A 23,865-nucleotide genomic window follows, 5' to 3' on the forward strand; every position below is an offset into this window, starting at 1 on the left:
CGTCCGATGAGTGTCAAGGCCGGCGGCCCACAGCCACCCGCGCAATGCCTTGCAGATCGGGTATGAATTCAATGTTCTCGAATCCGCTGGCAGAGAGGAGACCGTGAATTGAGTCGCGCTGATCGTAGCCGATTTCAAGCACGACGTAGCCGCCGGGATTGATTCCGTCCAGGGCTTGCGGAATAAGACGGCGGAAGATTGCCAGGCCGTCAAAGCCGGCAAAGAGCGCGCTGTGCGGCTCGTGGTCCCGCACTTCCACGGCAAGGCTGTCGCGGTCGGCGCTCGAGACGTAAGGAGGATTCGAAGCGACTACGTCGAAACGCTCGCCGGTAACGGGTGCAAGAAGATCGCCCTGCAGAAAGCGGACCGCGGCGCGGTTGCGGGCGGCATTCTCCCGCGCAATGGCGATCGCTTCGGCTGAAATATCGATTGCGGTAACTGTGGCTTCGTGCAGCTCGTGGGCGAGTGCTACAGCAATCGCGCCGGAACCTGTACCAATGTCTAGGATCCGGGGCTGGACCATGTCGCGGCAGAGCAAGAGGACTTTCTCGACCAGGTGTTCGGTTTCCGGCCGAGGAATGAGGACGGCGGGCGTGACGCGGAAGGGAAGCCCGTAGAACTCCGTCTCCCCGGTGATGTACTGGATCGGCTCTCCCGCGCGCCGCCGCGCCAGCATCTCGCGATACCGCCCGGCCTCGTTCTCATCCAGCCGCTCTGTCCACCGCGCCAGCAGCGCAGCGCGCTCCTGGTTCAGAAGAAAGCGCAGCAGAAACTCCGCGTCGGCTCGCGCACGTTCCGGATGGGGCCCCCGCCGCAGTGCCTGCGCGCCGGCTTCCACCCACTCCTGCAGAGTCATTACGCCGCCTGCGTTTCCGCTTTCAACTGCTCCGCCTGATAGTAGGCAATGAGCGCGTCCACAATGGATTGCAGCCTGCCCTCCATGATCAGATCGAGCTGGTGCAGCGTCAACCCGATGCGGTGATCCGTGAGCCGGTTCTGCGGAAAGTTGTAGGTGCGGATCTTCTCGCTGCGGTCGCCGGAGCCCACCTGCGATTTGCGCGCCGCTGCCAGCTCTGCGTTCTGCTTGTCCATCTCCATCTCATAGAGACGCGAACGCAGCACCCGCATGCCTTTTTCCCGGTTCTTGATCTGCGACTTCTCATCCTGGCAACTGACCACTGTGTTGGTCGGCAGGTGGGTGATGCGCACAGCCGAATAGGTGGTGTTCACGGACTGACCGCCGGGGCCCGAGGAACAGAAGGTGTCGATGCGAATATCCTTGGCTTCAATCTTGATGTCCACGTCTTCAGCCTCGGGCAGCACCGCAACGGTGACCGCGGACGTGTGCACGCGCCCCTGCGTTTCCGTCGCCGGCACCCGCTGCACCCGATGCACGCCGCTCTCGTACTTGAGCTGCGAGTAGACGCGCGCCCCTTCGATGATCGCGATCACTTCCTTGTAGCCGCCCACGCCCGACTCGGAGATCGACATGACCTCCACCTTCCAGCGATGCTGCTCGGCAAAACGCGTGTACATGCGGAAAATCTCGGCCGCGAACAGCGAAGCCTCGTCGCCGCCCGTGCCGGCACGGATTTCAAGGATCACGTTCTTCTCGTCGTTGGGGTCCCTCGGCAACAGCAGAATCTTCAGCTCTGCCTCCAGCGCAACCGTCCTGGGCTCGAGCGCGGCGATCTCTTCCTCCGCCATGGCGCGCAGATCGGGATCGCTCTCGGCCAGCATCGCTTTGGCCTCTGCCAGGCCCTGCTGCGCCTGCTTCAGCTCGCGGTATTTCTCCACCGGCTCTTCAATCTCGCGCAGCGACTTGCCGATCTTCTGATACTTCTCGTGATCATTGAGCACTTCAGGCAGTGCGAACTGGGCCTGCAGCTCGTTAAAGCGCTGCTCCATTTGTTCCAGACGGTCAAGCATGGGTTCAATCCTTTTAGGCGCGCACCGGCGCGGCCCGTGCAACTTAGAAGCAATTCAAAATGTCTCGGGAAAGGGCGCAGAAGTACGTTGCGGCGGGGGCCGCTAGAGGAGCGCCGGGACCGGCTGGTGCAGTGCCATCGTCCCTATTCTATCGTGGATCCAGCTTCGCGGCACCATCCGCTTTGCAGCCCGCCAGGCGCGTCCCGTCACATTCGCAACGTGAGAACCCCGCCTGATCGGAGACAATGGCTTCGAGCTGTCGGGGGAAAGTGGATGAATCGCTTGGGACTGCTACTTCTTGTGGCTGTCGGCGCGGCCGCCGTGGCCGCGGCGCAAACAACATCTCTGCAGGGCATTGAGCTGGGCGATATGGACCGTAAGGCCGCGCCGTGCAATGACTTCTACGATTTTTCGAACGGCGCCTGGCGGGCGCAGAATCCTATCCCCGCCTCCATGGACCGCTGGAGCCGCCGCTGGAAAGCTGGCGAAGAAAATAAGAATCAGTTACGCGACATCCTGAACGAGCTTTCCGCAAATCCGGGCCAGCCCAAGGGCTCGCCCGCCCAGCTCACGGGTGACTTTTACGCCGCCTGCATGAACGCCAAAGCAGTGGATGCAGCCGGGATCACGCCCCTGAAACCGTACCTTGCCGCAATCGATGGCGTTGCCGACAACGCCGGATTGCAAAAGCAGATCCGGGAACTGCATGCCATCGGCGTCATGGTGCCGTTCGTGTTTTACGGCAACCAGAACGCGCACGATCCTGAGAACGTGATTGCCCAGGTGGGCGCCGGCGGCCTCGGGTTGCCGGACCGCGATTACTACCTGAAGCCCGATCAGCGTTTTGCCGATGCGCGCGCCCAGTATCGGGTTTATGTAGAGAAGATCTTCACCCTGGCCGGATCGCCGGATGCCGAGGCCAAAGCCGCGGCGCAGTCCGTGATGGAGTTCGAAACCGCGCTGGCAAAGGCTACGCTCGACAATGTTGCGCTACGCGATCCGCACTCCACCGATCACATCGCCAATCTCGATGCCCTGCAGAAGATGACGCCGCACTTCGACTGGACAGCGTACCTCAACAGCGCCGGCATTGCTCCCGGGGTCATCAACATCACTGAGCCCGAGTTCATGGCCGAGTTTGAGCGCCAGCTCGTTTCCACGCCCATCGCAGCGTGGAAGACCTATCTCAAGTGGCAGATGCTGAACAACGCGGCCAACGTGCTCTCGCAGCCGTTCGTGGATGCGCAGTTCGGCTTTTACCAGAAGCAGCTTGCCGGGGTCGGCGAACTCAAGCCGCGCGACGTGCGCTGCGCCGAAATGACCGACCAGATGCTCGGCGAAGCACTGGGGCAGGAGTATGCGAAGCGCTACTTCCCGCCCGAGGCCAAGCAACGCGCCAAAGCGATGGTGGACCACATCCTCTCCGCGATGCACGACACCATTGAAGGCGTTGACTGGATGACGCCGGAGACAAAGAAGAGGGCTCTCGACAAGCTGGCCCACTTCACCGTAAAGATCGGCTATCCCGACAAGTGGAAGGACTACTCCTCCATTTCCGTCAGCCGCGACGACCACTTTGCCAACTTCATTGCCGCGTCGCGATTCCAGGTGAAGGACAACCATTCCACCATCAACAAGCCCGTGGACCGCGGGCGCTGGGGCATGACCCCGCCCACATCGAACGCCTACTACAACGCGCTGATGAACGAGATCGTGTTTCCGGCCGGCATTCTGCAACCGCCGGCCTTCAGCATGAAGTACACCGATGCGGTGAACTACGGAGCCATCGGCGTCGTCATCGGCCATGAAATTTCGCATGGCTTTGACGATGAGGGCGCGCAGTTCGATGCCACCGGACACCTCGCCAACTGGTGGACGCCTGAAGATTCGAAGAAGTTCGAGGCCAAAACTGCCTGCGTGGCCAAGCAGTTTGACGGCTACACCATCGACGGTCCCGACAAGATTCATCTCAACGGAAAACTGGTGCTGGGCGAGTCGATTGGCGATCTGGCGGGGTTGAAGATCGCCTACCTCGCATTCAAGAAGACAGCCCAGGGGCAGGCGAGCGACAAGATCGACGGCTTCACGCCCGATCAGCAGTTCTTCATTGCCTGGGGCCAGTTCCGCGGCGATGAGACGCGCCCGGAGACCCAAAAACTGATGGTCCAGGGCGATCCCCACCCGCTGGCGAAGTATCGCGTCCTGGGCCCGATGTCGAACTTCCCGCCCTTTGCGTCTGCCTTCAGTTGCAAGCCGGGCGATGCGCTGGTGCGGCCGGATGCGGAGCGCTGCGTCGTCTGGTAAACGCTTAAAATCCCGGCGGGTGTTCGCCCATCACGTTGAAGGCGCCCTCGAGAGCCATTCCCGCCTGGGCCAGCGTGCCTTCGTCGAACAGGCGGCCGATCAGCGTGATTCCGTGCGGGACACGCCGCGGCGGCGCGAATTTCGCCACCGGATGAGCGGGGTCGGGCGCCCAGTCACTGCGCGCCTCGCTCACTTCCACAAACCCCGCGCGCAGCGTGAGCGACGGGTGGCCGGTGTTGTTCGAGATCACCAGCATCTCGTCGCGTAAGGAAGGCACGAGCAGCACGTCGACCTGCGCCATCACCCGCGCCATCTCCTCGGCTACCTTTCGGCGGAAGCGGTCGGCCTGCACAAAATCCACGGCGGACAGAAATCGCGACTGGCGGAAAACATTAGGCCAGGCATCGGGGACCTGCGCCTTCAGCATGTCGAGCTTGTGGCCCAGCACAAGATCGTCGAAGGCTGCCGCGGCCTCCGCAAAAAGCATGAGGTTCAGCGAGTCGTAAGGCCAGTCCGGCAGCGAGACTCCCACCGCCTCCATGCCCAGCTTGCGGGCGGTTTCGAGCGCCGCCCGGTCCACATCCGTGGCCGGCGGCTCCTTCATCCATTGCGGAAAGTAGCCTACGCGCATGCCTTTCACGCTCGCCCCGGCGCGGAAACCGAGAGTCGACGGGACGCTGGCCACGTCGCCGGCGTCTGGTCCGGAGATGGCATTGAGGATCAGCATGGCGTCCTCCACACTGCGCGTCATCGGGCCGAGTTTGTCGAGTGACCAGCACAGCGTCATGGCGCCCGTACGGGCCACGCGTCCGTAGGTGGGGCGCAGGCCGGTGACGCCGTTACGCATGGAAGGCGATACGATGCTTCCGCCGGTTTCACTGCCGATCGCGAAGCCCACCAGCCCGGCAGCGGTAGCCGCGCCCGGCCCGGCGCTCGAGCCGGATGCGCCCTCCGCATCGGGAGCCCAGGGGTTCATCGTCTGCCCGCCGAACCAGATGTCGTTCAGCGCCAGCGCGCCCAGCGAGAGCTTGGCCACCAGCACCGCCCCGGCTTCATTCAGGCGTGCGGTCACCGCAGCGTCTTCTTTCGGGATGCGGTCGCGGTAGGGCTCGGCGCCGTACGTGGTGGGTATGCCGGCGGTGTCGAGCAGGTCCTTGGCGCCCCACGGAATCCCGTGCAGCGGACCGCGATAATGCCCCGCGGCGATCTCCTTATCGGCTTTGCGCGCCTGTTCCAGAGCGTGATCGCGCGTCAGCGTGATCACGCAGCGCAGCCTGGGATTGAATCGCTGCAGGCGCGCGAGGTAGATCTCCGTGAGCCGCTCCGCGGTGATGGCCTTCGATTCGATCCAGCGCGAGAGCTGCGTGACGGGCGCAAAAGCGATCTCTTCTTCGTTGGCGGGGAGCGGCTTGCCACGCGCGGCGCTGCGGACAAACGTGTTGTCGCCCTCGTGGAGCTTCAGCCCGGGCAGCATTGGATTCCAAACCGTTGCCGGCGCCACAGACTGCGGCATCTCGAGCTTGCGCGGGCCGGTACGCAGCTCGTAAAGCGGGGCCATCTGCATCCGCCAATTGCTGGCCGCCTGGTTGCGCTCGCCGCCGGTCATCTCGAATTGGACGAGCTTTTCAGCGTGGGCGAAGTCGTCGGCAGAGACCTCCGGGCCTACCGCCGCAGCCGTGCCAAAGGCCGGAGGCGCGCCAGGGGTGGCGGGCTGCTGGCTGGGCGGGGCCTGCGCCTTGAGGAGCGCTGAATCAAGGGCGGCGGCAACCGCAGCGAGCGAACTGCATGCGAGGAAGGCGCGACGAGACGGTGGCATTCTTGTCCTTTCGAACTACGGATGCGGCAGAATCCGTGAGGCGATTATAAGCAGAGGTGCCGGGCTCACGATCGCGTTGTCATCATTGCGGAATCCAAGTCCGGAGCATTAGGATTGCCCACTGAAATCGTTTCCAGGAGAAAGCCCCCATGCGAATTTCCGCTTCCCTTTGTCTGGCCGTATTTGGGCTGGGTGCAGTGATGACCGCCGCAGCGCAGACACCCGCCCCCACGCACGTAGCGAAAGCGCACGCCATGGCGCCCAAGCCCGAGGTGGCCTTGACTCCGCCCATGGGCTGGAACAGCTGGAACTACTTCGCCGAAAGAGTTACAGACAAAGACATCCGCGACTCGGCGGACCAGATTGTTTCCACCGGCATGAAAGACGCGGGCTATATCTACGTCAACATCGACGACACCTGGCAGGGCAAGCGCGACGAGAACGGCGTGCTGCATGCGAACGACAAATTCCCTGACATGAAGGCCCTGGCCGACTATGTGCACTCAAAGGGCCTGAAAATCGGCATTTATTCCGGCCCCGGGACCAAGACCTGCGCCGGCTATGAAGGCTCCCTGGGCCATGAGGAACAGGACGCGAAGACATACGCCGAGTGGGGCATGGACTACCTGAAGTATGACCTGTGCAGCTTCATTCCCGACGTCATGCACAAGCAGGCCCCCGATGATGAAGCCGCACAGATGCGGCTGATGCACCAGGCGTACGACAAGATGGCAAAGGCGCTGCAGGCGACGGGCCGCCCCATCGTGCTCTCCCTCTGCCAGTACGGGTGGGACTCACCGTGGGAATGGGCGCCTGCCATGGGCGGAAATTCCTGGCGCACGACCGGCGACATCGAGGCAAACTGGAACTCGATGTATACGATTCTCAGCCAGCAGGCCGGCCTTGAGAAGTATGCCGGACCGGGCCACTGGAACGATCCCGACATGCTGGAAGTGGGCAACGGTAAGCTGTCCCTGGCCGAGAACCGCACCCACTTCACCATGTGGGCCATGTTGAACGCGCCGCTGCTGGCGGGCAATGACCTGCCGCATATGAAGCCGGAGATCAAGGATATTCTGACCAAAAAGGAAGTCATCGAGCTCAACCAGGACAAACTGGGCAAACAGGCCTCGCGCGTTTACTCCGAGGGCGAGGTGGACGTGTGGCTCAAACATCTGTCCGGGGGCGCCGGCGCCATCGCCATCGTCAATGCCGGCAGTGACCGCGTGTCCACCCACCCCTTCCACCTCAACCTGCAAAAGCTGGGCCTGCACGGGCCCATGCATGCCAGGGACCTGTGGACGGGCAAAGATGTGGAGTTGCGTAACGACATGCCCATCGAAATCAAGAGCCACGATGTCCTGCTGCTCAGGGTTGGATCAGCCAGGTAGAGCGACAGGCAGAGGGGTACAGGCCTGGGGGAGCGGAACTTCGAGTCCGCTCCCTCTTTTTCTGAGCAGACTAGATGCTGTTGGAGCGGCCGCGCCGCACGCGTTCCCGCAAGTTCTTCGCGGTCAGCGGATGCGCATTCATGGCCTTTTCACGCTCGAGTTTCAGCGGAAAACCCATGAATCCCTCGGCAACTCAAAACTGCCCCGAGCCATCCATGGTGATTGCTTGCCCGAGAAAACGAATCGCGGGTACCGAACTCATGTCATGTCGTCCGCTCGCTGTTACCAACAATCCGAACCCGGCTCGTGCAGGAAATCCTGCCGGTAAACGACTTCATGTGCCGGGCGTGAGCACGACCTGCGGGTAGAACCCGTCACGTCCTCCCAAAAACAACCTGATTTGCGCATGCAGCCCAAGTGTGGCTCAGGCGCCGACGAACCCGCGTGCCCCGACGACGAAAAGGAGCAAATGGTATGAATCGAAACATAGATCGAACACAATCCGGAAATGATTCCCAGCGCAGTTGGCAGAATGGATTAGGGCCCAGGGGGCTGCTGATTGGGGCTGCGGCGCTTATCGCCTATGGGCTGACGAAGCGCTCGAAAACGGGAGCGGCCATGGCCGCCGCAGGCAGCGTGCTCGCGTTCCGCGCTGTCAAGCCATCGCGCCGCAGTACGGAGAGCGATGCTCGCACGACCTTCCTGCTGAACTCGACGCCAGAGCAGGCCTACACCCTGTGGCGTGATTTCGAGAAGCTGCCGCGCTTCATGCGACATATCAAGTCGGTTCGCAACCTCGGCGACACTCGTTCCGAGTGGGTGGCGCTGGGCCCGATGGAAGCGGAGGTCCGCTGGCAGGCGGAGATCACTGAGGATCAGCCGAATCAGCGCATTGCGTGGCGCTCGCTGCCGCAGTCCATGGTGCAGACCAGCGGGTCCGTCGAGTTCACGCCCGATCCACTGGCACGCGGAACGTATATCACTGCCCAGGTCCGCTACTCGGCGCCCGGCGGTGCAGCGGGGAGCGCCCTGGCTTCCATGCTGGGCAAGCATCCCGAGTTCATGATGCGCGAAGACGTGCGGCGGTTCAAGACGCTCCTCGAGACGGGCGAGGTTCCCACTACCCTGGGGCAGAGCCACGGGCCCCGCGGGATGCACGGCGCCAGCGAACAGTTCCTGTTCCGCGAGACGGCCAACCTCCCTGATCCGCAGGCCGCGGGTGATTATCGCCGCAGCGCCTGACGGCAGCCGCGAAAGCTGCCAATTCCTGCAACTCTCGAGCCAACGTAAGCCGAGCCATATTTAGAAGAGGAGTTCTCAATGAAAGCTGTTTGCTGGATGGGCAAGGAAAAGATGCAGGTGCACGATGTGCCTGACCCCAGAATCCTGAATCCGCGCGACGCAATTGTGAGGATCACGAGCACATGCATCTGCGGCTCAGACCTTCACCTGTATGACGGGTTTGTGCCTACGCTCGAGCAGGGCGACATTCTGGGGCACGAGTTCATGGGCGAAGTGGTGGAGGTAGGCCCTGGAATCTCCAAAGACAAGCTCAAAGTCGGCGATCGCATTGTCGTGCCGTTCACCATTGCGTGCGGCAACTGCCAGCCCTGTCACGATGGGTTGTGGTCCTGCTGTGACAACTCCAACCCCAACGCCTGGATTGCCGAGAAGATGATGGGCTACTCGCCCTCGGGGCTGTTTGGATACACCCACATGCTGGGTGGTTATGCGGGCGGCCAGGCGCAATACGCGCGCGTGCCCTACGCCGACGTGACCCACATGAAGATTCCCGACGGGCTTCCCGACGAGAAGGTCGTGTTTCTCACCGACATCTTCCCCACTGGCTACATGGGCGCGGAGAACTGCAACATCCGCCCCGGTGACACGGTGGCGGTTTGGGGGTGCGGCCCGGTAGCGCAATTCGCCATCCGCAGTTGCTTCATGCTCGGTGCCGGCCGGGTCATCGCCATCGATTGCGTCCCGGAACGGCTGGAATTGGCGCGCAAGGGCGGTGCCGAGACTCTCAACTTCAACGAAGTGGACGTGCTGGATGCCCTCCGCGAAATGACCGGCAACCGCGGCCCGGACGCCTGCATGGACGCCGTAGGCATGGAGGCTTCGGGACACGGCGCGGTCTACGCGTTCGATCGCGCCAAGCAGATCATGCGCACACAGTTCGACCGCCCTATCGCGCTGCGTGAGGCCATTCTGGCCTGCAAGAAAGGCGGCACCGTGTCGGTACCCGGCGTGTATGCGGGCTTCATCGACAAGGTTCCATTCGGGGCCTACATGAACAAGGCCATCACTATGAAGACCGGCCAGACCCACATGATGCGCTACATGAAACCGCTGCTTGATCGCGTCCAGGCCGGCGAGATCGATCCGTCCTTCGTCATCAGTCACAAGGTGCCCATCGACAGGGCGCCGGAGATGTACAAGACCTTCCGCGACAAGCAGGACCAGTGCATCAAGGTGGTGCTCAAACCGTGGGAACAGGCGATGGCCGCGTGAGGCGATGAGGAGAGAAGTAGAGAGACAGAGAAGTAGAACCGAGACCAGAGAAACAGAGGAGTAGAGAAGCAGCGCAGGAGCGAATCAGCGAAAAGAGAGCCAGTGAATCAGCCATGCGGGCATCACCTGTTCGCGCCTCTCTGCACCTTACCTTCGCAGTTTCACTCCTTCGCTGCTTCACTGTTTCGCTGCACCCCCGCGATTGGCCTTGGACCGGCCGCGGTGCAGGTGCTACCATCCAGCCGATCAGAGTCTCAAGACTCCCCTCAGGAGGTAGCCCTTTGCGCTCTCGTGTTTTCACCGTCTTGTCTGCCTTGTTCTGTTTCACCGCCATCGCAACCACGGCCGGCGCCGCAGGCCCGAAGGCGGCCCACGCCGACATCATGAACAGCCAGGGCACGAAGGTCGGCTCTGCCAAAATCAAAGCGTCGGGTGATGGCGTCAAAATCTCGGTGAAGGTCTCGAACCTTTCACCCGGCGAGCACGGCATCCACATTCACACCGTGGGCAAGTGCGAAGCGCCGGACTTCAAGACGGCGGGCGGCCACTTCAATCCCACCAGTGCCCATCACGGCATTCACAATGAGCAGGATCCCAAGCCGCACCTGGGCGACCTGGCAAACCTCACCGTCGACCAGGGCGGCAGCGGCTATGCAACATTCACGGTCAGCGGCGTGACGCTTGGCGATGGCGCCAACTCACTCTTCCATGATGGCGGCACTTCGCTCGTGATCCACGCCAAAGCGGACGACATGAAGTCGGACCCGTCCGGGAACTCCGGCGACCGCGTGGCGTGCGGCGTGATTGAGAAGTAAGCGCCGGGCCGCCCCACTTGCAACCTGCGCCAAGGCTCACTGCGCCATGCGCCAAGGCGATGCCGTGTTCCACCCTTTGAGCTGTTCTGTTGCCCATGCCGTGCTCTTGTCGCGGTGGCAGGACGTGCAGGGATTCGGGATGCCTGACACTTCAGTCTCTTTCGGTGTGATGAATCGGAACGTGTGCGCAGCTACAAAGTTGTCTTTGATGGTCTGTTCGATGGTGGGCATGTGACAGGCCACGCACTGGCTACCCGTGCTGCCCTCGGCATGGTGGGTGTGCTGGCTTACGGAGCCGCGTAGACCCGCCGGATTCTGATCGTTGTGGCAGAACAGGCAGACTTCATTGCCTTTCAGTTTCAGGTTCGATTCGATCTTGTCGCTGTGCACCTGGTGGCAGTCGAAACAGCGCAGCCCGCGGTGATACATCGTGCTCTGCACAAAGTCGTTGCCCTGCATGCGATTCTTGTGCGCCGTGAGGTCGGGATACTGGTAGAAATTGCTTGCGCCGGGCTTGAGCTCTTCCAACTCCCAGTAGTCGGCCAGCCGCTCACCGGCTACATACCCCACCGGCCAGTCATACCAGCGGTCGCTCACAGGATTACGGAGCGGCCGTCCCTGCGTGTGGCATTGCATGCACACATCGTTGGCACGCACGTATTCAAGCGTCTCCGGATTGATAATGTTCTTCCGTGTTGGGTGCGCAACGTGCTCGCTGCCCGGACCATGACACTTCTCGCAGCCCACATTCCATTCCGTCACCGTGTGGGTCTCCACGTTGTAATTCACAGAGTGGCAGCCGTCGCAGGTCGGACCCGTGGGCCGATCGAAGTTGGTCGGTCCGTAGTGGGGAACCCACCAGTCGGTGCCTGCCTCTACGTGGTACGGAAGCCACCGTTTCCCGGCGATATCCCATTGTGCGGGGAGCGGGAAATAGTCGTTCCCTTTGCGGGTGAAGTATCTCTGCTTGTAGCGGCTCCCGTAAACGAAGGCGACATCGTCAAGGCTAAAACTCCGCACCGGGTCAGGATGCTTGAAGTCGCCCAGCACGGCCTCCGGATGCTCTCGGGGATCGCGCACCACGTTTGCCATGCGCGTCCGCTTCCAGCCACCGTAGAGTTCCTGGTGGCACTTCTGGCAACGTTCAGACCCAACATAGCTCGCCTTCCCGGCAGGGCTGGATGGCTGCGCCGCGAGAGTTGACGACAGCAAAAGGCCGGCGCCTCCCAGCAGGACCGCGAGCGCCCGCACACCCCAACAGCGAATCCGCGACTCATGCATCTGGACTTACTCCGCGGGGATGACAACCAGTGGATCCAGTAAAGCACAGGTAAACTGCCGCAGCCGCGGGCTCCCATTCACACGGCTCGCGCCAGATGCACCGCAAACCAGCCGCGATCGTCCGTCCAGAGATGTTCGCTCTCAAACCCCGTTGACTTCAGAAGTGCTTCGGCCTGGCCGGGCTGGTACTTATAACTGTTCTCCGTGTGGATGGTCTCGCCGGGCTGGAAGCAGAGGTTCAGATCGAGACTGGGGATACGCACGGTCTGCAGGATCCGGCTCTCCAGATGCATCTCGATACGCGACTGCGATGCGTTCCACACCGCGCGGTGGACAAATGCATCCAGATCGAAGTTGGCGCCAAACTCGCGGTTGAGGCGCACCAGGATGTTGCGGTTGAACTCGGCCGTCACGCCCGCCCCGTCGTCGTAGGCGTCAAGGAGCGTGCCTTCGTCTTTCACCAGGTCAATGCCCAGCAGCAGCGAGTCGCCGCTGGTCAGGGCAGAGCGAACGTTTCTCAACACGGATGCGGCGTCCGCTGGCTCGAAGTTGCCGATGCTCGAGCCGATGTAGAGCACCATGCGCCGATGGCCATGCAACGGAGGGTCCAGCGTGAACTGGTGCGTGTAGTCCTCCACACGTGGACAGACCAGCACCCCCGGAATCTCAGCCTGAATCCGTTCTTCGGCTTCTGCCAGTGCCGTGGCGGATACATCAACCGGCTCGTAAAGCAGGGTGTCCTGCCGCTCGACTGCTGCGCGCAGCAGGATGCGCGTCTTGTCGCAGGACCCTGCGCCCAGCTCGACGATGTGCAGCGCGTCGTTCCGCGCAGCCGCAGCAATCATCTCGTCCCCGCAAGAAGTCAGGATGGCGCGCTCCGTGCGGGTGAGGTAGTACTCAGGCAGGTCCGTGATCTGATCGAAAAGCCGGGAGCCGGCCGCGTCATAGAAGAGCCAGGCTGGCAGCCAGCGGGGTTGTGACAGCAGTCCTTCGGTGACAACTGCCGCCATTCGCTTATCGGGCTGCAAGCTGCTGAGAGGAGCAGAGATTGTTGTCATTCCCACCCTTTGATGCGGCTTTGGTTGCTGCGAGTTACCAGCTGGCGAGCCGGATTCCCGAAAACTGCCATCGCGTGTCTGGCGCGAAGAAGTTGCGATAGCTGGAGCGGATGTGGGCGGCCGGCGTCACGCACGATCCGCCCCGCAAGACCATCTGCCCGCTCATGAATTTGCCGTTATACTCGCCCAGTGAACCGGCCAGGGGGCGAAATCCGGGGTAGCCCAGATAAGCCGACGACGTCCACTGCCAGCAGTCGCCAAAGAGCTGCCACGGCCGCTTGAACGGCAGAGGTGCGTCAGGAACCAGCGCACTGGCGGTTTGCGAGCCATTTTCAGCCAGCTCGCTCGCCGGCATCGGCATGAGCCGGCCTGAATCCAGCAGATTTCCCGCCAGAAGACGGCCTTCGGCGGCGGCCTCCCACTCAAATTCAGTGGGGAGCCGGTGGCCCGCCCAGCGCGCAAACGCGTCCGCCTCGAAAAAGCTGATCTGGCTAACCGGAGCGTTCTTCATCTGCGCCAGCGGAATATCGCCGCGCAGCGTAAACACCGTCCACTCGCCGCTGCCGCTCGACCAGTAAAGCGGGGCTGAGTAGCTGCGGGACTGCACCGCGTTCCACCCATCGCTGAGCCACAGCTCCGGGCGGCGATAGCCGCCGTCTTCCATGAACTCGAGATACTCGCCGCATGTCACCAGGCGCTCGGCAAGGCCGTAAGGCTCCAGCCACACGCGATGACGAGGCAATTCGTTGTCAAAACAGAACGTCTCGCCCGCGTGCCCCGCCTCGAGCAGCCCCCCTTCAAAACGCAGAAACTGCATCGGACCCGCCGAAGGGTTGGCGCGGACCGGCGCATCCAGCTCACGGTATGCCGGCCGCAGCGGATTGGTGAAGAACGCGTGCAGCATGTCGGTCAGCAGCAATTCCTGATGCTGCTCCTCGTGGTTCACGCCCAGTTCGATCCGCTTGAGAACTTCGGGACCGGGATTCGAGTCGAGCAGACGTTCGATGTGCCCGTCTACATACGCCCGGAACTCGAAGATCTGCTCAATCCCAGGCCGTGAAAACGAGGACCGCAGACGCTTTTCCGGGAAAGCCGCGAAAGTCTGGTAATAGCTGTTGAACAGCCACACGAAATCCGGATGGAATGGCCGGTACCCGGGAACGAACTCCCGCAGCACGAACGACTCGAAAAACCAGCCGGTGTGCGCCAGATGCCACTTCGCGGGTGACGCCTCAGCGCACGACTGCACCATCATGTCTTCCGCGGTGAGCGGCTCGACAAGCCGCAAGGTGGAGCGCCGGACCGCGCGAAAACGTTCAGCCAGTGCCAGTTGGACGTTCGATTGCGCCCTGGCGGGGGTGGTCGTGCTCATCCTGCGGCTCCCTCGTGCACAAGAGTTTACTCCAGAAAGATGCAGTTACGCCTGCATCGGTCGCAAGCGAAAAATGAGCCTGCCCGGCGGCACACCAGGCACGGCAACCGGGTGCAACGGTTGGGGTTCACAGGCCCCCCAGCCTGGCCGGAATTTTGACCAGTTCAAACCGTTTGGATGCCGTTTGGAAGATGAAGTGGCAACGGAATCGAAATTGGTGGTTTAATGAGCAATTACCAGACGCACGCCGCACTGACGAGCGCCGAGTTCCTTCGCAGTAAGGAGGGAATATGAGGGGTCATCATCATCGTTTCGCACCGGCAGCATGGACGGCGGTTCTCGCCGCCCTCCTGCCAAATGCGGCGGCGCTCGGGCAATCTACGGCTGGAATTTCTGAGACCGGCGTGAGCCTGACACAGCCGTTCCAGCCCACCCATGAGCAGGTGGGCGACTCGCTCATGGCCCACCAGCGTTATCAGGCGGCAATTGAGGAATACAGGCAGGCCACCCCGCAATCTGCAACTTCACTGAACAAAATGGGCGTGGCTTATCAGCTCATGTTCAATACAGCCGACGCCACCAGGTGCTATCAGGCCGTCCTCAAAAAGGATCCGAAAAACGCCGTGGCCTGGAACAACATGGGTTCCATTTATATGACCCAGAAGTTCTACTCCACCGCCGAAAAAACCTATAGGAAGGCGGTCAGGCTGGAGCCGAAGTCTGCGCTCTTCCGCAAAAATCTGGGCACTGCGCTGCTGGCGGAACGCAAATACAAAAAAGGATGGCAGGCCTACCAGGAAGCCCTGGTGCTCGACTCCAACGTCTTCAGCCACAATGGCAGCATCCGGGTCGAGAACCCCAGCAGCCTGCAGGATCGCGGCGCCATGAACTTCTATATGGCAAAGGGGTGCCTCAAGGCCGGAATGCCGGAGAAGGCTATCCAGTACCTGCGCATGGCCCTGAACGAGGGATTTACGACCCCAAAGAAGATTCTGGCCGACGCCGAGCTGGCTTCGCTGCACGACAACCCCGAGTTCCAGCAGATGATGGCGGCGCAAGGCGTATTCCTCGCAGGTGATCCCAACTCCGCGCGGCCGCCCGTGCGGCAATAATCACGCAGAGGCAGTCACCGCCCTCGTCTTCCCGTCCCACAAACACGTCTATTCCTTTGAATGAGCCGTTCGCGCTCATTCGGGGGTAGCGATGCAACTTCGTAGGCTTGCTGTTTTCCTGGTGGCAATTGGATTGAGTACCGCGGCGTTTGCGCAGGATGCGCCGCCTGCTCCTGGTACAGGTGCTGAGCAGGGAAGCCCCGCAAACGGGCGCGGCCGCGGATTCGGCCGCGGCATGGGCATGGGCGCCGGTTCCGGCGTGATGGGCACCGTCACTGAGCTGGCCGCCGATCACCTCACGGTGAAGAACTCCACGGGCGAAACCTGGACGGTGAACTACAGCGCCAACACCCATTTTGTGAAACAGCCGCCTCGGCTCGGCGGCGTCGGTGGCCCGGCGCGCGGAAATGGAGAAGCCGATGGCGGAGACAGCCAGCGCGGTGCCGGCTTTGGCGGTCCCCCCACGCCCATCAAGGCTACCGACATCAAAGTGGGCGACACCGTCATGGCCGGCGGAGAAGTCAACCGGGACGCGAAAACCGTGGGTGCGGTGGGCGTGATGCTCGTCGATCCGGAACGCGCCCGGCAGATGCACGAGATGGAGGCCAACTACGGCAAAACCTGGCTCATGGGCCGCGTGACTGCGGTGAACGACACCAGGGTGACGCTTGAAGGCGGCATGGATCACGCCGCGCATACGTTTGTGGTAGATGAGAACACCACCTTCCGCCGCCGCCGCGAACCCATTACCCTCGCCGACGTGCAGGTGGGGGAGAGTGTCCGCGTGGAAGGTTCCGTGAAGGACGGCCAGTTCCTCGCAAACTCGGTCGCAGTGATGATGCAGCCCGGCCAGGGCGGCTCCACGCCCCGCCAATCCCCGCCGCCACAGTAGCCAGAACAGAGAAAGAGGAGAAACAGCGAAACCGATCCCTCTTTCCCTGTTTCCCTCGTTTCCCTCTTTCCCTCGTTTCCCTCTTTCCCTCTTTCCCTCGTTTCCCTCGCCCCTATCCCATAAACATGCCGCCATTCACGTCCAGAACGTGACCGGTGATGTACGCGGCGGCATCCGAGGCAAGGAACGCCACCGAGCCGGCGATGTCCTGATCGCTGCCCGCGCGGCCCAGCGGGATCGAAGCCAGCATCTGGTTGCGCAGCTCCTCGCTGAGCACATGGGTCATGGCCGTCTCGATGTAGCCCGGAGCGACAGCGTTCACCGTGATGCCGCGCGAAGCCAGTTCACGGGCGAGTGACTTGGTCATCCCGATCATGCCCGCCTTTGAGGCGGCGTAGTTGGCCTGTCCGGCCTGCCCGGTGCGGCCCACCACGCTGGTAATGTTGATGATCCGCCCCCAGCGGTTCTTGAGCAGCGGGCGCAGAATGGCCTGGGTCAACAGGAAGGCGCCCGTCAGATTCGTGGCGATTACCTCATCCCAGTCAGCTCGCTTCATCTTCATCGCCAGGTCGTCGCGGGTGATGCCTGCATTGTTCACCAGGATCTCCACCTTGCCGTACTTGTCGAGCACAGCCTTGGCGCCGCTCTTGATCGAGTCTTCACTGGCCACGTCCAGCGCGAATGCCGCAGCCTCTCCGCCCGCCGCTTCGATCTCTGCCGCAACTTCCGCTAGCTTCTGCTCATTGCGCGCCGCCAGCGCCACCGTCGCGCCTTGCCGCGCCAGTTCCAGCGCGCATGCCCGTCCGATTCCCTGTGAAGCGCCCGTCACCAGCGCGATCCTTCCCTGCAGATTGGCCATCGTCCTTCACTCTCCTGCGCCCGCCGGCTGCGTGGCGGCCGCACATTCCAAAGGTCATTATAGGCACCTGCGGTACGGCTAACTGCGGCTTCCGGTCGTCATTCCGACGTCGTGAACGCCGATGGGCTTCCCGCGAATCGGAAGCAGCGAAGGAGTGCCGGTTCGTGGCTCAGATCGCCTGAGGAAGAAAGTAATGCAACAAATAGTTCCTATGATATAGTTCATATGAATTATATGGAGACTAACCTCGGAATCTGGGAACTCGCGGTCCTCGCCCTGCTGCGGGAGCAGCCGATGCACCCATACCAGATGCAGACCCTTCTGCGGATCAGGCACAAAGCCGAGATCCTCGCCCTGAAGCATGGGTCCCTCTATCACGCCATCGCGCGGCTGCTGAAGATCGACCTCATTGCCGTCGAAGCCACCAGTCGCAACGGCCGCCGTCCTGAACGTACGACCTATCGCCTCACAGACGCCGGCAGACAGGCGCTCGTGGGAACGCTGCGGCGCATGGTGGCTGACCCGCGGAGGGAATCGTCGGAGTTCATGGCTTCCATGAGCTTCCTCGTCTACCTCCCGCCTCATGAGGCCGCTGAAAAGCTTGCTGAGCGGGCTCGGGTCCTTGAAGCCCAAATCGCGGCGCAGACCGCCGGGCTTGCCGGAGCCGCCACCCTTCTTCCCCGCATTCACCTGATCGAGAGCGAATACCTGGTCGCCATGCTGCAGGCCGAGCTCATGTGGGTACGAGGCCTGGAGGAAGACCTCCGCACTGCCCGCCTCACCTGGGAAGTCGAGCAGGTTCTGGCCGACGCGCGGGTAGACCTCACAAGAGGCGAACCGAAATCCAAGTCAGAAAAGGCCATCCATGAGCGTTGAAATCTCCACCGGCAAAACACCGGCCACAGGAACCCGGCAGCGTTTCGCCGGTTCCATCTGGACCCTCGTCTTTCTGTCCCCCGTCATCGCCGAGGTCCTGAGCGGGTCCACGCGGACCAGCATCCTCTTCGTGCTCATTCCCGAGATGATGGTGTGGGGCGTCGGCGCCCTCTTGTGCCGCGAGCTGGTGCGGCGGTGGCGGGCGGGCGCCCTCAGCCTGCTGCTGCTGGGCCTGGCACTCTCGATCGCGGAAGAGTTCCTGATCCAGCAGACGTCCATTGCGCCACTACCCTTCCCCGGTTCACACGCCGGCTTCGGCCGCATGGCCGGCATCAACCTGGTCTACCTCCTCTTCATGCTGGGATTCGAGAGCGTGTGGGTAGTGGTGATCCCCGTTCAGGTGACGGAACTGATCTTCCCGGGCCGCCGCGAACTGCCCTGGCTGCGTCTCCGCGGCTGGATCGTAAGCTCGGTTGTGTTTCTCTTTGGCTGTCGCATCGCGTGGTATGGCTGGGTGCGGCAGGCCCGCCCGCGCCTGGGCGCCGCGCCGTATCAGCCGCCCATCGGGTATCTTGTCGCAGGCCTCGCGGCGATCGCCGCCCTGATCGGTCTCGCTTATCTTCTGCGCAACCTCGGGCAGCCCGTTGCCAAAGGCGGTGCCGCACCAGCGTGGTTGACCGGCGTGATCGCGTTCGTCCTGGGTGCCGCCTGGTTTGAATTGATCGGGCAGATCTTCGTCCCCAAACCCTGGGGCACGCCCGCCCAGGAGCTTCTCGCCGGATCGGCCTGGGCCCTCGTGGCGCTCACCCTCTTCACCCGCTGGGCAGGCCGCAAGGCTTTCACCGATGGGCACCGGTTTGCAGCGTGCTGGGGCGCAACCCTCGCCTGCCAGGCCATGCCGTACTACACCATCGCCAGCTGGCCACGCATCGACATCACCGGCAAGGTGTTCTTCGACCTGGCTGCTCTGGCCCTGTTTGCCTGGCTGGGAACAAAGGGGATGCGGCGCCGCAACTCAGAGGTTACCGCCGGCTGATCAGGTAGACGGCACAGCGGCCGCAGGAATGCGGCGCCGGGCCCGCGCGGCACGAACCGCCTCAAGCTCCCAGACATACACCGCGAGTCTCCGGCAATAGTGCAGCACCGGCGGCTCATTGGGCAGGCGGATGCCAAGAGCATCGGCTAGGTCATTGCGCTCAATGTCGGCCTCAGCCTCTTCAAGCGGCCAGGGCACATGGTGGATATTGGCCCGCATCGGGTTCCCCTCGCGATCGCGGCTGAACAGGCAGTAGCGCTCCGTCAGGAAATATTCAAGCGATCCCGGATGGCTCTCGGCCAGCCTGCGGGTGGGCCCCAGTCCGCGATAGCGCGCTGCAAACATCACCGGTTGCCGTGACAGACGGCGCCGGCTGGCGAACCAGAATTCCCGTTCACGCCGCTCCTCGATATGCATATCCGCCCAGTAATAGGGCAGGTTGTAGAAGGTGCGGGCAAACAGCACCGCCATCAGCTTGGCGGCATCCAGCGAGAGAAAGTAGACGCCGGGCGTACCGCCATGCGGGTCGCGGACATAGGTGCGCAGGTTGAGTTCAGGGAAACTGCTGGTCCCAGGAATCTGCGGAATTCCACGAAACTTGACGCGGTCCATCCAGAACGGAACCACGCCCAGCCACGCCCAACCCTGAAACGTGTCGATCTGGAGCCCATCTGGAATGTGAGAAGAAAGCGCCGAGGCGGGAACAGGCCAGTGCGCAAATAGCAGATCGTTCCAGCGCTGGGTCATGACCCACCGCCCCGAGGGCAGCGGCCGCGGCCTGTGCGACGTTCTCACTTGGAATTCCCGCATGGCCCCAAGATCTCCGGATGCGCTACCAAGAGGGTACTACCCTGTGCTCGCCCGCGCCAAGGCACAGAGGCATGCCGTATTCTGGTCGCGAGTCCATCCTTATGTCCAGTGAATCTTTGCTGCCTGCCGGCGCCCATAACCAGACAGATGTCTATGCGGTCCACGGGGCCGATCCGGAAGTGCTTGCTTACGCCATGGCCAAATATTCGCGCTCGGCGCTGTCCATGCGCGAGTCGCTCGCCGAGATCAGCGCCCAGCGTGCCGAGCAGTTCCTGAATACCTTTTATTTCCAATATGGCCACCGCTCCATCGCCGACCTCGCGCACATCGCCTTCGCGGTGGAACGGCTAAGTCTGCTGGCGGCCATCGTGCTCGTGGACGAGCAGCGCTGGGATGGGCAGGAGCGCTCAACCCGCTACCAGAACTTCATCAAGTCGGGATGGTATCTTCCTGACTTCGGCGCGGACGCCGAGTCGCGCCAGGTCTATCTTCAGACCGTCGAAGGCCTGTTTACTGCCTATCAGAACACGACGGCGGCGGTCCTCGGTGCCTTGCGCGAACGCGTCACCCGGCCGGAAGAGATGAAACCGGAAGCCTATGAACGCACCCTCAAGGCGAGGGCGTTCGACGTGGCCCGCTATCTCCTGCCCCTGGCCACCAACACCTCCCTCGGGCAGATTGTGAACGCGCGCACTCTCGAAACGCAGGTGTCGCGGCTGCTATCCCACCCCATTGCGGAAATCCGCGAGCTGGGACGCAGGCTCAAGGACGCGGCCACCGGCCCGGCATGGAATGTAAATGCGCAGGCAGGCTTGGCGCTGGTGAAGGAGATTGCCGGGGCGGACGCGGCGCTGGGCGAGCGGGCCGAGGCGCTGCTCGCGCGCGAAGTCCGAACCGCGCCCACCCTGGTAAAGTATGCCGAGCCGAATCTCTACCTGACAGAAACCCGCCAGGCGCTCGAGCAGGCAGCAGCCGAGCTCTTTGCCGGCATCAGGATCGACGCCGCTCCCGTGGTGGACCTCGTCGAACGCACCGAAACCCTTGAGGTGGAACTGGCCGCCACGCTGCTCTACTGGGCAAGCCACTACCCCTACCGGCAGGTGCGCGACCTCGTCGCTGGCCTCCCCGAGGCGAGAGTCGCAGAGTTCATCGAGCTGGGCCTCCGCAAGCGCGGCCGGCATGACGAGGCGCTGCGTGCATTTCACGCCGGCGCTGCCCTGCGCTTCGACATCCTGATGGATATCGGCGGCTTCCGCGACATGCACCGCCATCGTCGCGTAACTCAGATCCAGCAAGGTTTCACCGCCGTACACGGATATGACACCCCGGAGTCGGGCGATGCGGCAGGGCTGGTAGAAGCTGGCATTCTCGCGGACTATCAGCACACAGTGGAGGGCGCGCATGCCGCCGCCGCTCGCATTGCCCAGGGCACGGCCCCGGAGGCGGCCCAATCCGCCATCTACGCCTACCCCCTCGCAACCAGGGTGCGCTGCCTCTTCAAGATGGATTTTGCCGAGGCGCAATACATCAGCGAGTTGCGCTCAGCCCCAGCCGGCCACTTCAGTTACCGGCGCGTCGCGTGGGAAATGTACAAAGCCATGGAGCGGCAACATCCCTCCTTGGCGAAGCACATCCGTGTAACCGACTTCGACAAGCCAATCGACCTGTTGCAGCGCTAAAGCTACGTCCGCGGCGGCAGGTCCAGGCCGGCACTACCGGCAGTCAGACTCACCCTTCGAAATCCAGCTCCACCGGATCAATCAGCGGCACCAGCCACTCCAGCAGCGCCAGATGCGCCGGGTGGCTGAAGTAGCCGTCAAACGCCTCCTTGCTGGTGAACGTCATCAGCCCGCAGAACTCATATCCCTGCGCCCGCTCTGACAGGTTCCGGCCCACATTCACCGCCACCAGCCCCGGAATCACGTTCCGGAAAGCCAGGATGTCCTTGCGCGTGCGAGCCTTGTCTTCCTCGGTCGCCGCCGGCCTCCACCTGAACCCGAAGATATGAATGAACATGGGGAATCTCCTGTGGGCTTCGATCCTACGCCGATACACCTTCACCGGAAAGCGCGCTCGATAAAGCAAACTCCCGCGCCGACTCCAGCAGCCGCTGCACCTTCTCCTTCGATGTCGATTCCGTGTAAATCCGCAGCAGCGGCTCCGTCCCGCTGGCCCGCAGCAAAATCCACGTCTCCGCCGCGTTCGCCTTGCTCGCCGCCTCCGGATTGTCGAGAAAAAACTTGATCCCGTCCTTCGTCTCCTGCCGCAGGATCCTCATCCCATCGAATCCCGCATCGTCCGCCTTGAGCGCCCTGGCCCGCACCAGCGCCGCCTGCTTCGTCTCGTTGGGAATATGCAGGTCGATCCGCCCGTAATGATGTTCCCCATACTCCCGCTGCAGATCCTCCACCAACTGCCCCAAAGTCTTGCGCTCCTCAGCCATCACGTTCGCCAGCAGCAGCGCATTCAGCAAGCCATCCCGCTCCGGCAGGTGCCGCTGAAATCCGATCCCGCCGGCCTCTTCTCCGCCCATCAGAATCTCCCGCTCCAGCATCAGGTCGCACACATACTTGAACCCGATTCCGTGCTCGATCAGCTCGCGCCCATACTTCGCGCAAATGCGGTCCAGCATCTTCGTCGTGTTCACCGCGCGCGTCACCGCACCTGGCCATCCCTTCCGCCGCAGCACCCAGCTCAGCAGGATCGAAAAGATCTTGTGCGCATCGACAAAGCTCCCGTGCTCGTCCACCGCGCCAATCCTGTCCGCGTCGCCGTCCGTACACAGCCCTGAATCGCACCCGTGCGCCACCACCGCCGCGCCCAGCCCCCGGATATGCGGCTCGATCGGTTCCGGGTTGATGCCGCCAAACAGCGGATCGGCCTCCCCGCGAATCTGAACGTGCTCCACCCCAATGCGCGTGAAGATGTCCGAAAGAATCGTCCCGCCCGCTCCATACATCGAGTCGATCCCGAACTTCATCCCCGACTTCGCAATCAGATCCAGATCCACAAACCTCTCGATCGCCGCCAGGTACTCCGGCAGAAAATCAAACTCGCGAACCTCCGCCGGCCGCCCCGCCCGCGGCGCCTTCTGCCCCAGCAGGCCCTCGATCTCGTTCATGATCGAAGGCTTCCCGGCGCCGCCATACCACGCCTTGTACTTCACCCCGTTCCACTGCGGAGGATTGTGCGACGAGGTGATCACAATACCGCCCGCCGCGCCCTGCTGCCGCACCCCATAGCTCAGCGCCGGGGTAGGCGTCACTCCCTTTGCCAGCAGCACGGGAATCCCGCTCGCCCCGGCCACCTCCGCGCACACCCTCGCAAAAGCCTTCGACCCAAAGCGCGTGTCATACGCAATGCAGATCCCCTTCTGCGGATCTTCCTTGGCGTGAATATACGCGGCAATCGCCTCCGCCGCCGTCCGCACATTGGCAAACGTGAAGTCGTCCGCGATAACACCGCGCCACCCGTCGGTGCCGAACTTGATCTGGGGATGAGACATGGGGGAGGTCGTGCTCCTTCGCAATCACCAGTCTAAAGAATGGCGCCGGCCGCCCCTGGAATTGCTTCGGTTGTCGATCTATTCCGGTTAGCCGGGTTCCGCTAACTCGCTAACCTGCTACGTCGCGAAGCAACGCCGACCTGCTACCCGCCAAACTTTGCCATTTCTGGCCCTGAGCGCCGCGAAGGGGAAGAACCTGCTTTTGCCTTTGCTTTTCTTTCTGTCATTCCCGCAGGGAATCTGCTCTTGCCGTGGACCTTATTCGGCGGAATGTAATGAAACCGCACCAGGTAAA

General features: G+C 62.5%; 20 protein-coding genes. 10 read left to right on the forward strand and 10 right to left on the reverse strand.

Translation table 11 applies throughout. From position 1 onward, the window contains the following. Positions 1 to 13: 13 nt before the first annotated feature. Positions 14 to 856, reverse strand: coding sequence for a peptide chain release factor N(5)-glutamine methyltransferase (gene prmC / locus VGL22_RS20120; protein WP_465268750.1), 843 nt, complete (start codon positions 854 to 856; stop codon positions 14 to 16). Further along, a complete protein-coding gene (prfA, locus tag VGL22_RS20125; protein WP_465268751.1) occupies positions 856 to 1,929 on the reverse strand; it encodes a peptide chain release factor 1 in 1,074 nt (357 codons plus the stop codon). Before prfA ends, prmC begins: the two co-directional genes overlap by 1 nt. 273 nt (positions 1,930 to 2,202) lie before the next feature. Here prfA and VGL22_RS20130 point away from each other — a divergent pair, with 273 nt between their 5' ends. Further along, on the forward strand, positions 2,203 to 4,233 hold the full coding sequence (locus VGL22_RS20130; protein ID WP_465268752.1) for a M13 family metallopeptidase: 2,031 nt from the start codon (positions 2,203 to 2,205) through the stop codon (positions 4,231 to 4,233). A gap of 4 nt (positions 4,234 to 4,237) precedes the next feature. On the opposite strand, the gene VGL22_RS20135 is transcribed toward VGL22_RS20130, so the two are convergent. Beyond that, a complete protein-coding gene (locus VGL22_RS20135) occupies positions 4,238 to 6,049 on the reverse strand; it encodes an amidase (protein ID WP_465268753.1) in 1,812 nt (603 codons plus the stop codon). Positions 6,050 to 6,198: 149 nt separating this feature from the next. Here VGL22_RS20135 and VGL22_RS20140 point away from each other — a divergent pair, with 149 nt between their 5' ends. The 4 genes from VGL22_RS20140 (at position 6,199) to VGL22_RS20155 (ending at position 10,769) form a co-directional block, all read left to right on the forward strand. Further along, positions 6,199 to 7,440, forward strand: a complete 1,242-nt coding sequence (locus tag VGL22_RS20140; RefSeq protein ID WP_465268754.1) for a glycoside hydrolase family 27 protein — start codon at positions 6,199 to 6,201, stop codon at positions 7,438 to 7,440. A 474-nt stretch (positions 7,441 to 7,914) separates the two neighbouring features. Continuing rightward, the gene (locus tag VGL22_RS20145; protein ID WP_465268755.1) at positions 7,915 to 8,682 is read left to right on the forward strand and encodes an SRPBCC family protein; all 768 of its coding nucleotides are present in this window, start codon (positions 7,915 to 7,917) and stop codon (positions 8,680 to 8,682) included. Between the two features lie 78 nt (positions 8,683 to 8,760). Beyond that, positions 8,761 to 9,954: a zinc-dependent alcohol dehydrogenase gene (locus VGL22_RS20150; RefSeq protein ID WP_465268756.1), complete on the forward strand. Its 1,194-nt coding sequence runs from the start codon at positions 8,761 to 8,763 to the stop codon at positions 9,952 to 9,954. Between the two features lie 281 nt (positions 9,955 to 10,235). Next, positions 10,236 to 10,769, forward strand: a complete 534-nt coding sequence (locus VGL22_RS20155) for a superoxide dismutase family protein (RefSeq protein WP_465268757.1) — start codon at positions 10,236 to 10,238, stop codon at positions 10,767 to 10,769. Positions 10,770 to 10,805: 36 nt separating this feature from the next. On the opposite strand, the gene VGL22_RS20160 is transcribed toward VGL22_RS20155, so the two are convergent. From VGL22_RS20160 to egtB, 3 genes are all read right to left on the reverse strand, one after another. Then, positions 10,806 to 12,050: a cytochrome c3 family protein gene (locus VGL22_RS20160; RefSeq protein WP_465268758.1), complete on the reverse strand. Its 1,245-nt coding sequence runs from the start codon at positions 12,048 to 12,050 to the stop codon at positions 10,806 to 10,808. A 77-nt stretch (positions 12,051 to 12,127) separates the two neighbouring features. Further along, positions 12,128 to 13,060, reverse strand: coding sequence for an L-histidine N(alpha)-methyltransferase (egtD, locus tag VGL22_RS20165; RefSeq protein WP_465268759.1), 933 nt, complete (start codon positions 13,058 to 13,060; stop codon positions 12,128 to 12,130). Positions 13,061 to 13,142: 82 nt separating this feature from the next. Further along, positions 13,143 to 14,480, reverse strand: coding sequence for an ergothioneine biosynthesis protein EgtB (gene egtB / locus VGL22_RS20170; protein ID WP_465268760.1), 1,338 nt, complete (start codon positions 14,478 to 14,480; stop codon positions 13,143 to 13,145). 290 nt (positions 14,481 to 14,770) lie between these two features. Between egtB and VGL22_RS20175 the strand changes: the two genes are divergently transcribed. Further along, positions 14,771 to 15,592 carry a tetratricopeptide repeat protein gene (locus VGL22_RS20175; protein WP_465268761.1) on the forward strand — a complete coding sequence of 274 codons (822 nt, stop codon included), beginning with the start codon at positions 14,771 to 14,773 and terminating at the stop codon, positions 15,590 to 15,592. A 91-nt stretch (positions 15,593 to 15,683) separates the two neighbouring features. After that, a complete protein-coding gene (locus VGL22_RS20180) occupies positions 15,684 to 16,484 on the forward strand; it encodes a DUF5666 domain-containing protein (RefSeq protein WP_465268762.1) in 801 nt (266 codons plus the stop codon). Positions 16,485 to 16,596: 112 nt separating this feature from the next. Here VGL22_RS20180 and fabG read toward each other — a convergent pair whose 3' ends face one another. Beyond that, positions 16,597 to 17,343 (reverse strand): 3-oxoacyl-[acyl-carrier-protein] reductase, encoded by a 747-nt coding sequence (fabG, locus tag VGL22_RS20185; protein ID WP_465268763.1) that lies wholly within the window; start codon positions 17,341 to 17,343, stop codon positions 16,597 to 16,599. 225 nt (positions 17,344 to 17,568) lie between these two features. Here fabG and VGL22_RS20190 point away from each other — a divergent pair, with 225 nt between their 5' ends. After that, positions 17,569 to 18,219: a PadR family transcriptional regulator gene (locus tag VGL22_RS20190; RefSeq protein ID WP_465268764.1), complete on the forward strand. Its 651-nt coding sequence runs from the start codon at positions 17,569 to 17,571 to the stop codon at positions 18,217 to 18,219. Continuing rightward, positions 18,209 to 19,255 carry a hypothetical protein gene (locus VGL22_RS20195; RefSeq protein WP_465268765.1) on the forward strand — a complete coding sequence of 349 codons (1,047 nt, stop codon included), beginning with the start codon at positions 18,209 to 18,211 and terminating at the stop codon, positions 19,253 to 19,255. Before VGL22_RS20190 ends, VGL22_RS20195 begins: the two co-directional genes overlap by 11 nt. Here the strand turns inward: VGL22_RS20195 and VGL22_RS20200 are convergent, their stop codons facing one another. Continuing rightward, on the reverse strand, positions 19,256 to 20,050 hold the full coding sequence (locus tag VGL22_RS20200; RefSeq protein WP_465268766.1) for a YqjF family protein: 795 nt from the start codon (positions 20,048 to 20,050) through the stop codon (positions 19,256 to 19,258). A gap of 116 nt (positions 20,051 to 20,166) precedes the next feature. Between VGL22_RS20200 and VGL22_RS20205 the strand changes: the two genes are divergently transcribed. Beyond that, positions 20,167 to 21,744, forward strand: coding sequence for an FAD-dependent thymidylate synthase (locus VGL22_RS20205; RefSeq protein WP_465268767.1), 1,578 nt, complete (start codon positions 20,167 to 20,169; stop codon positions 21,742 to 21,744). A 49-nt stretch (positions 21,745 to 21,793) separates the two neighbouring features. On the opposite strand, the gene VGL22_RS20210 is transcribed toward VGL22_RS20205, so the two are convergent. Both VGL22_RS20210 and VGL22_RS20215 read right to left on the reverse strand, forming a co-directional pair. Then, positions 21,794 to 22,081 carry a Dabb family protein gene (locus VGL22_RS20210; protein ID WP_465268768.1) on the reverse strand — a complete coding sequence of 96 codons (288 nt, stop codon included), beginning with the start codon at positions 22,079 to 22,081 and terminating at the stop codon, positions 21,794 to 21,796. A gap of 25 nt (positions 22,082 to 22,106) precedes the next feature. Continuing rightward, a complete protein-coding gene (locus VGL22_RS20215) occupies positions 22,107 to 23,570 on the reverse strand; it encodes a phosphoglucomutase/phosphomannomutase family protein (protein WP_465268769.1) in 1,464 nt (487 codons plus the stop codon). Between the last annotated feature and the right edge of the window lie 295 nt (positions 23,571 to 23,865).

It is taken from the genome of Occallatibacter sp., assembly GCF_036502485.1.
Taxonomy (GTDB): domain Bacteria; phylum Acidobacteriota; class Terriglobia; order Terriglobales; family Acidobacteriaceae; genus Telmatobacter.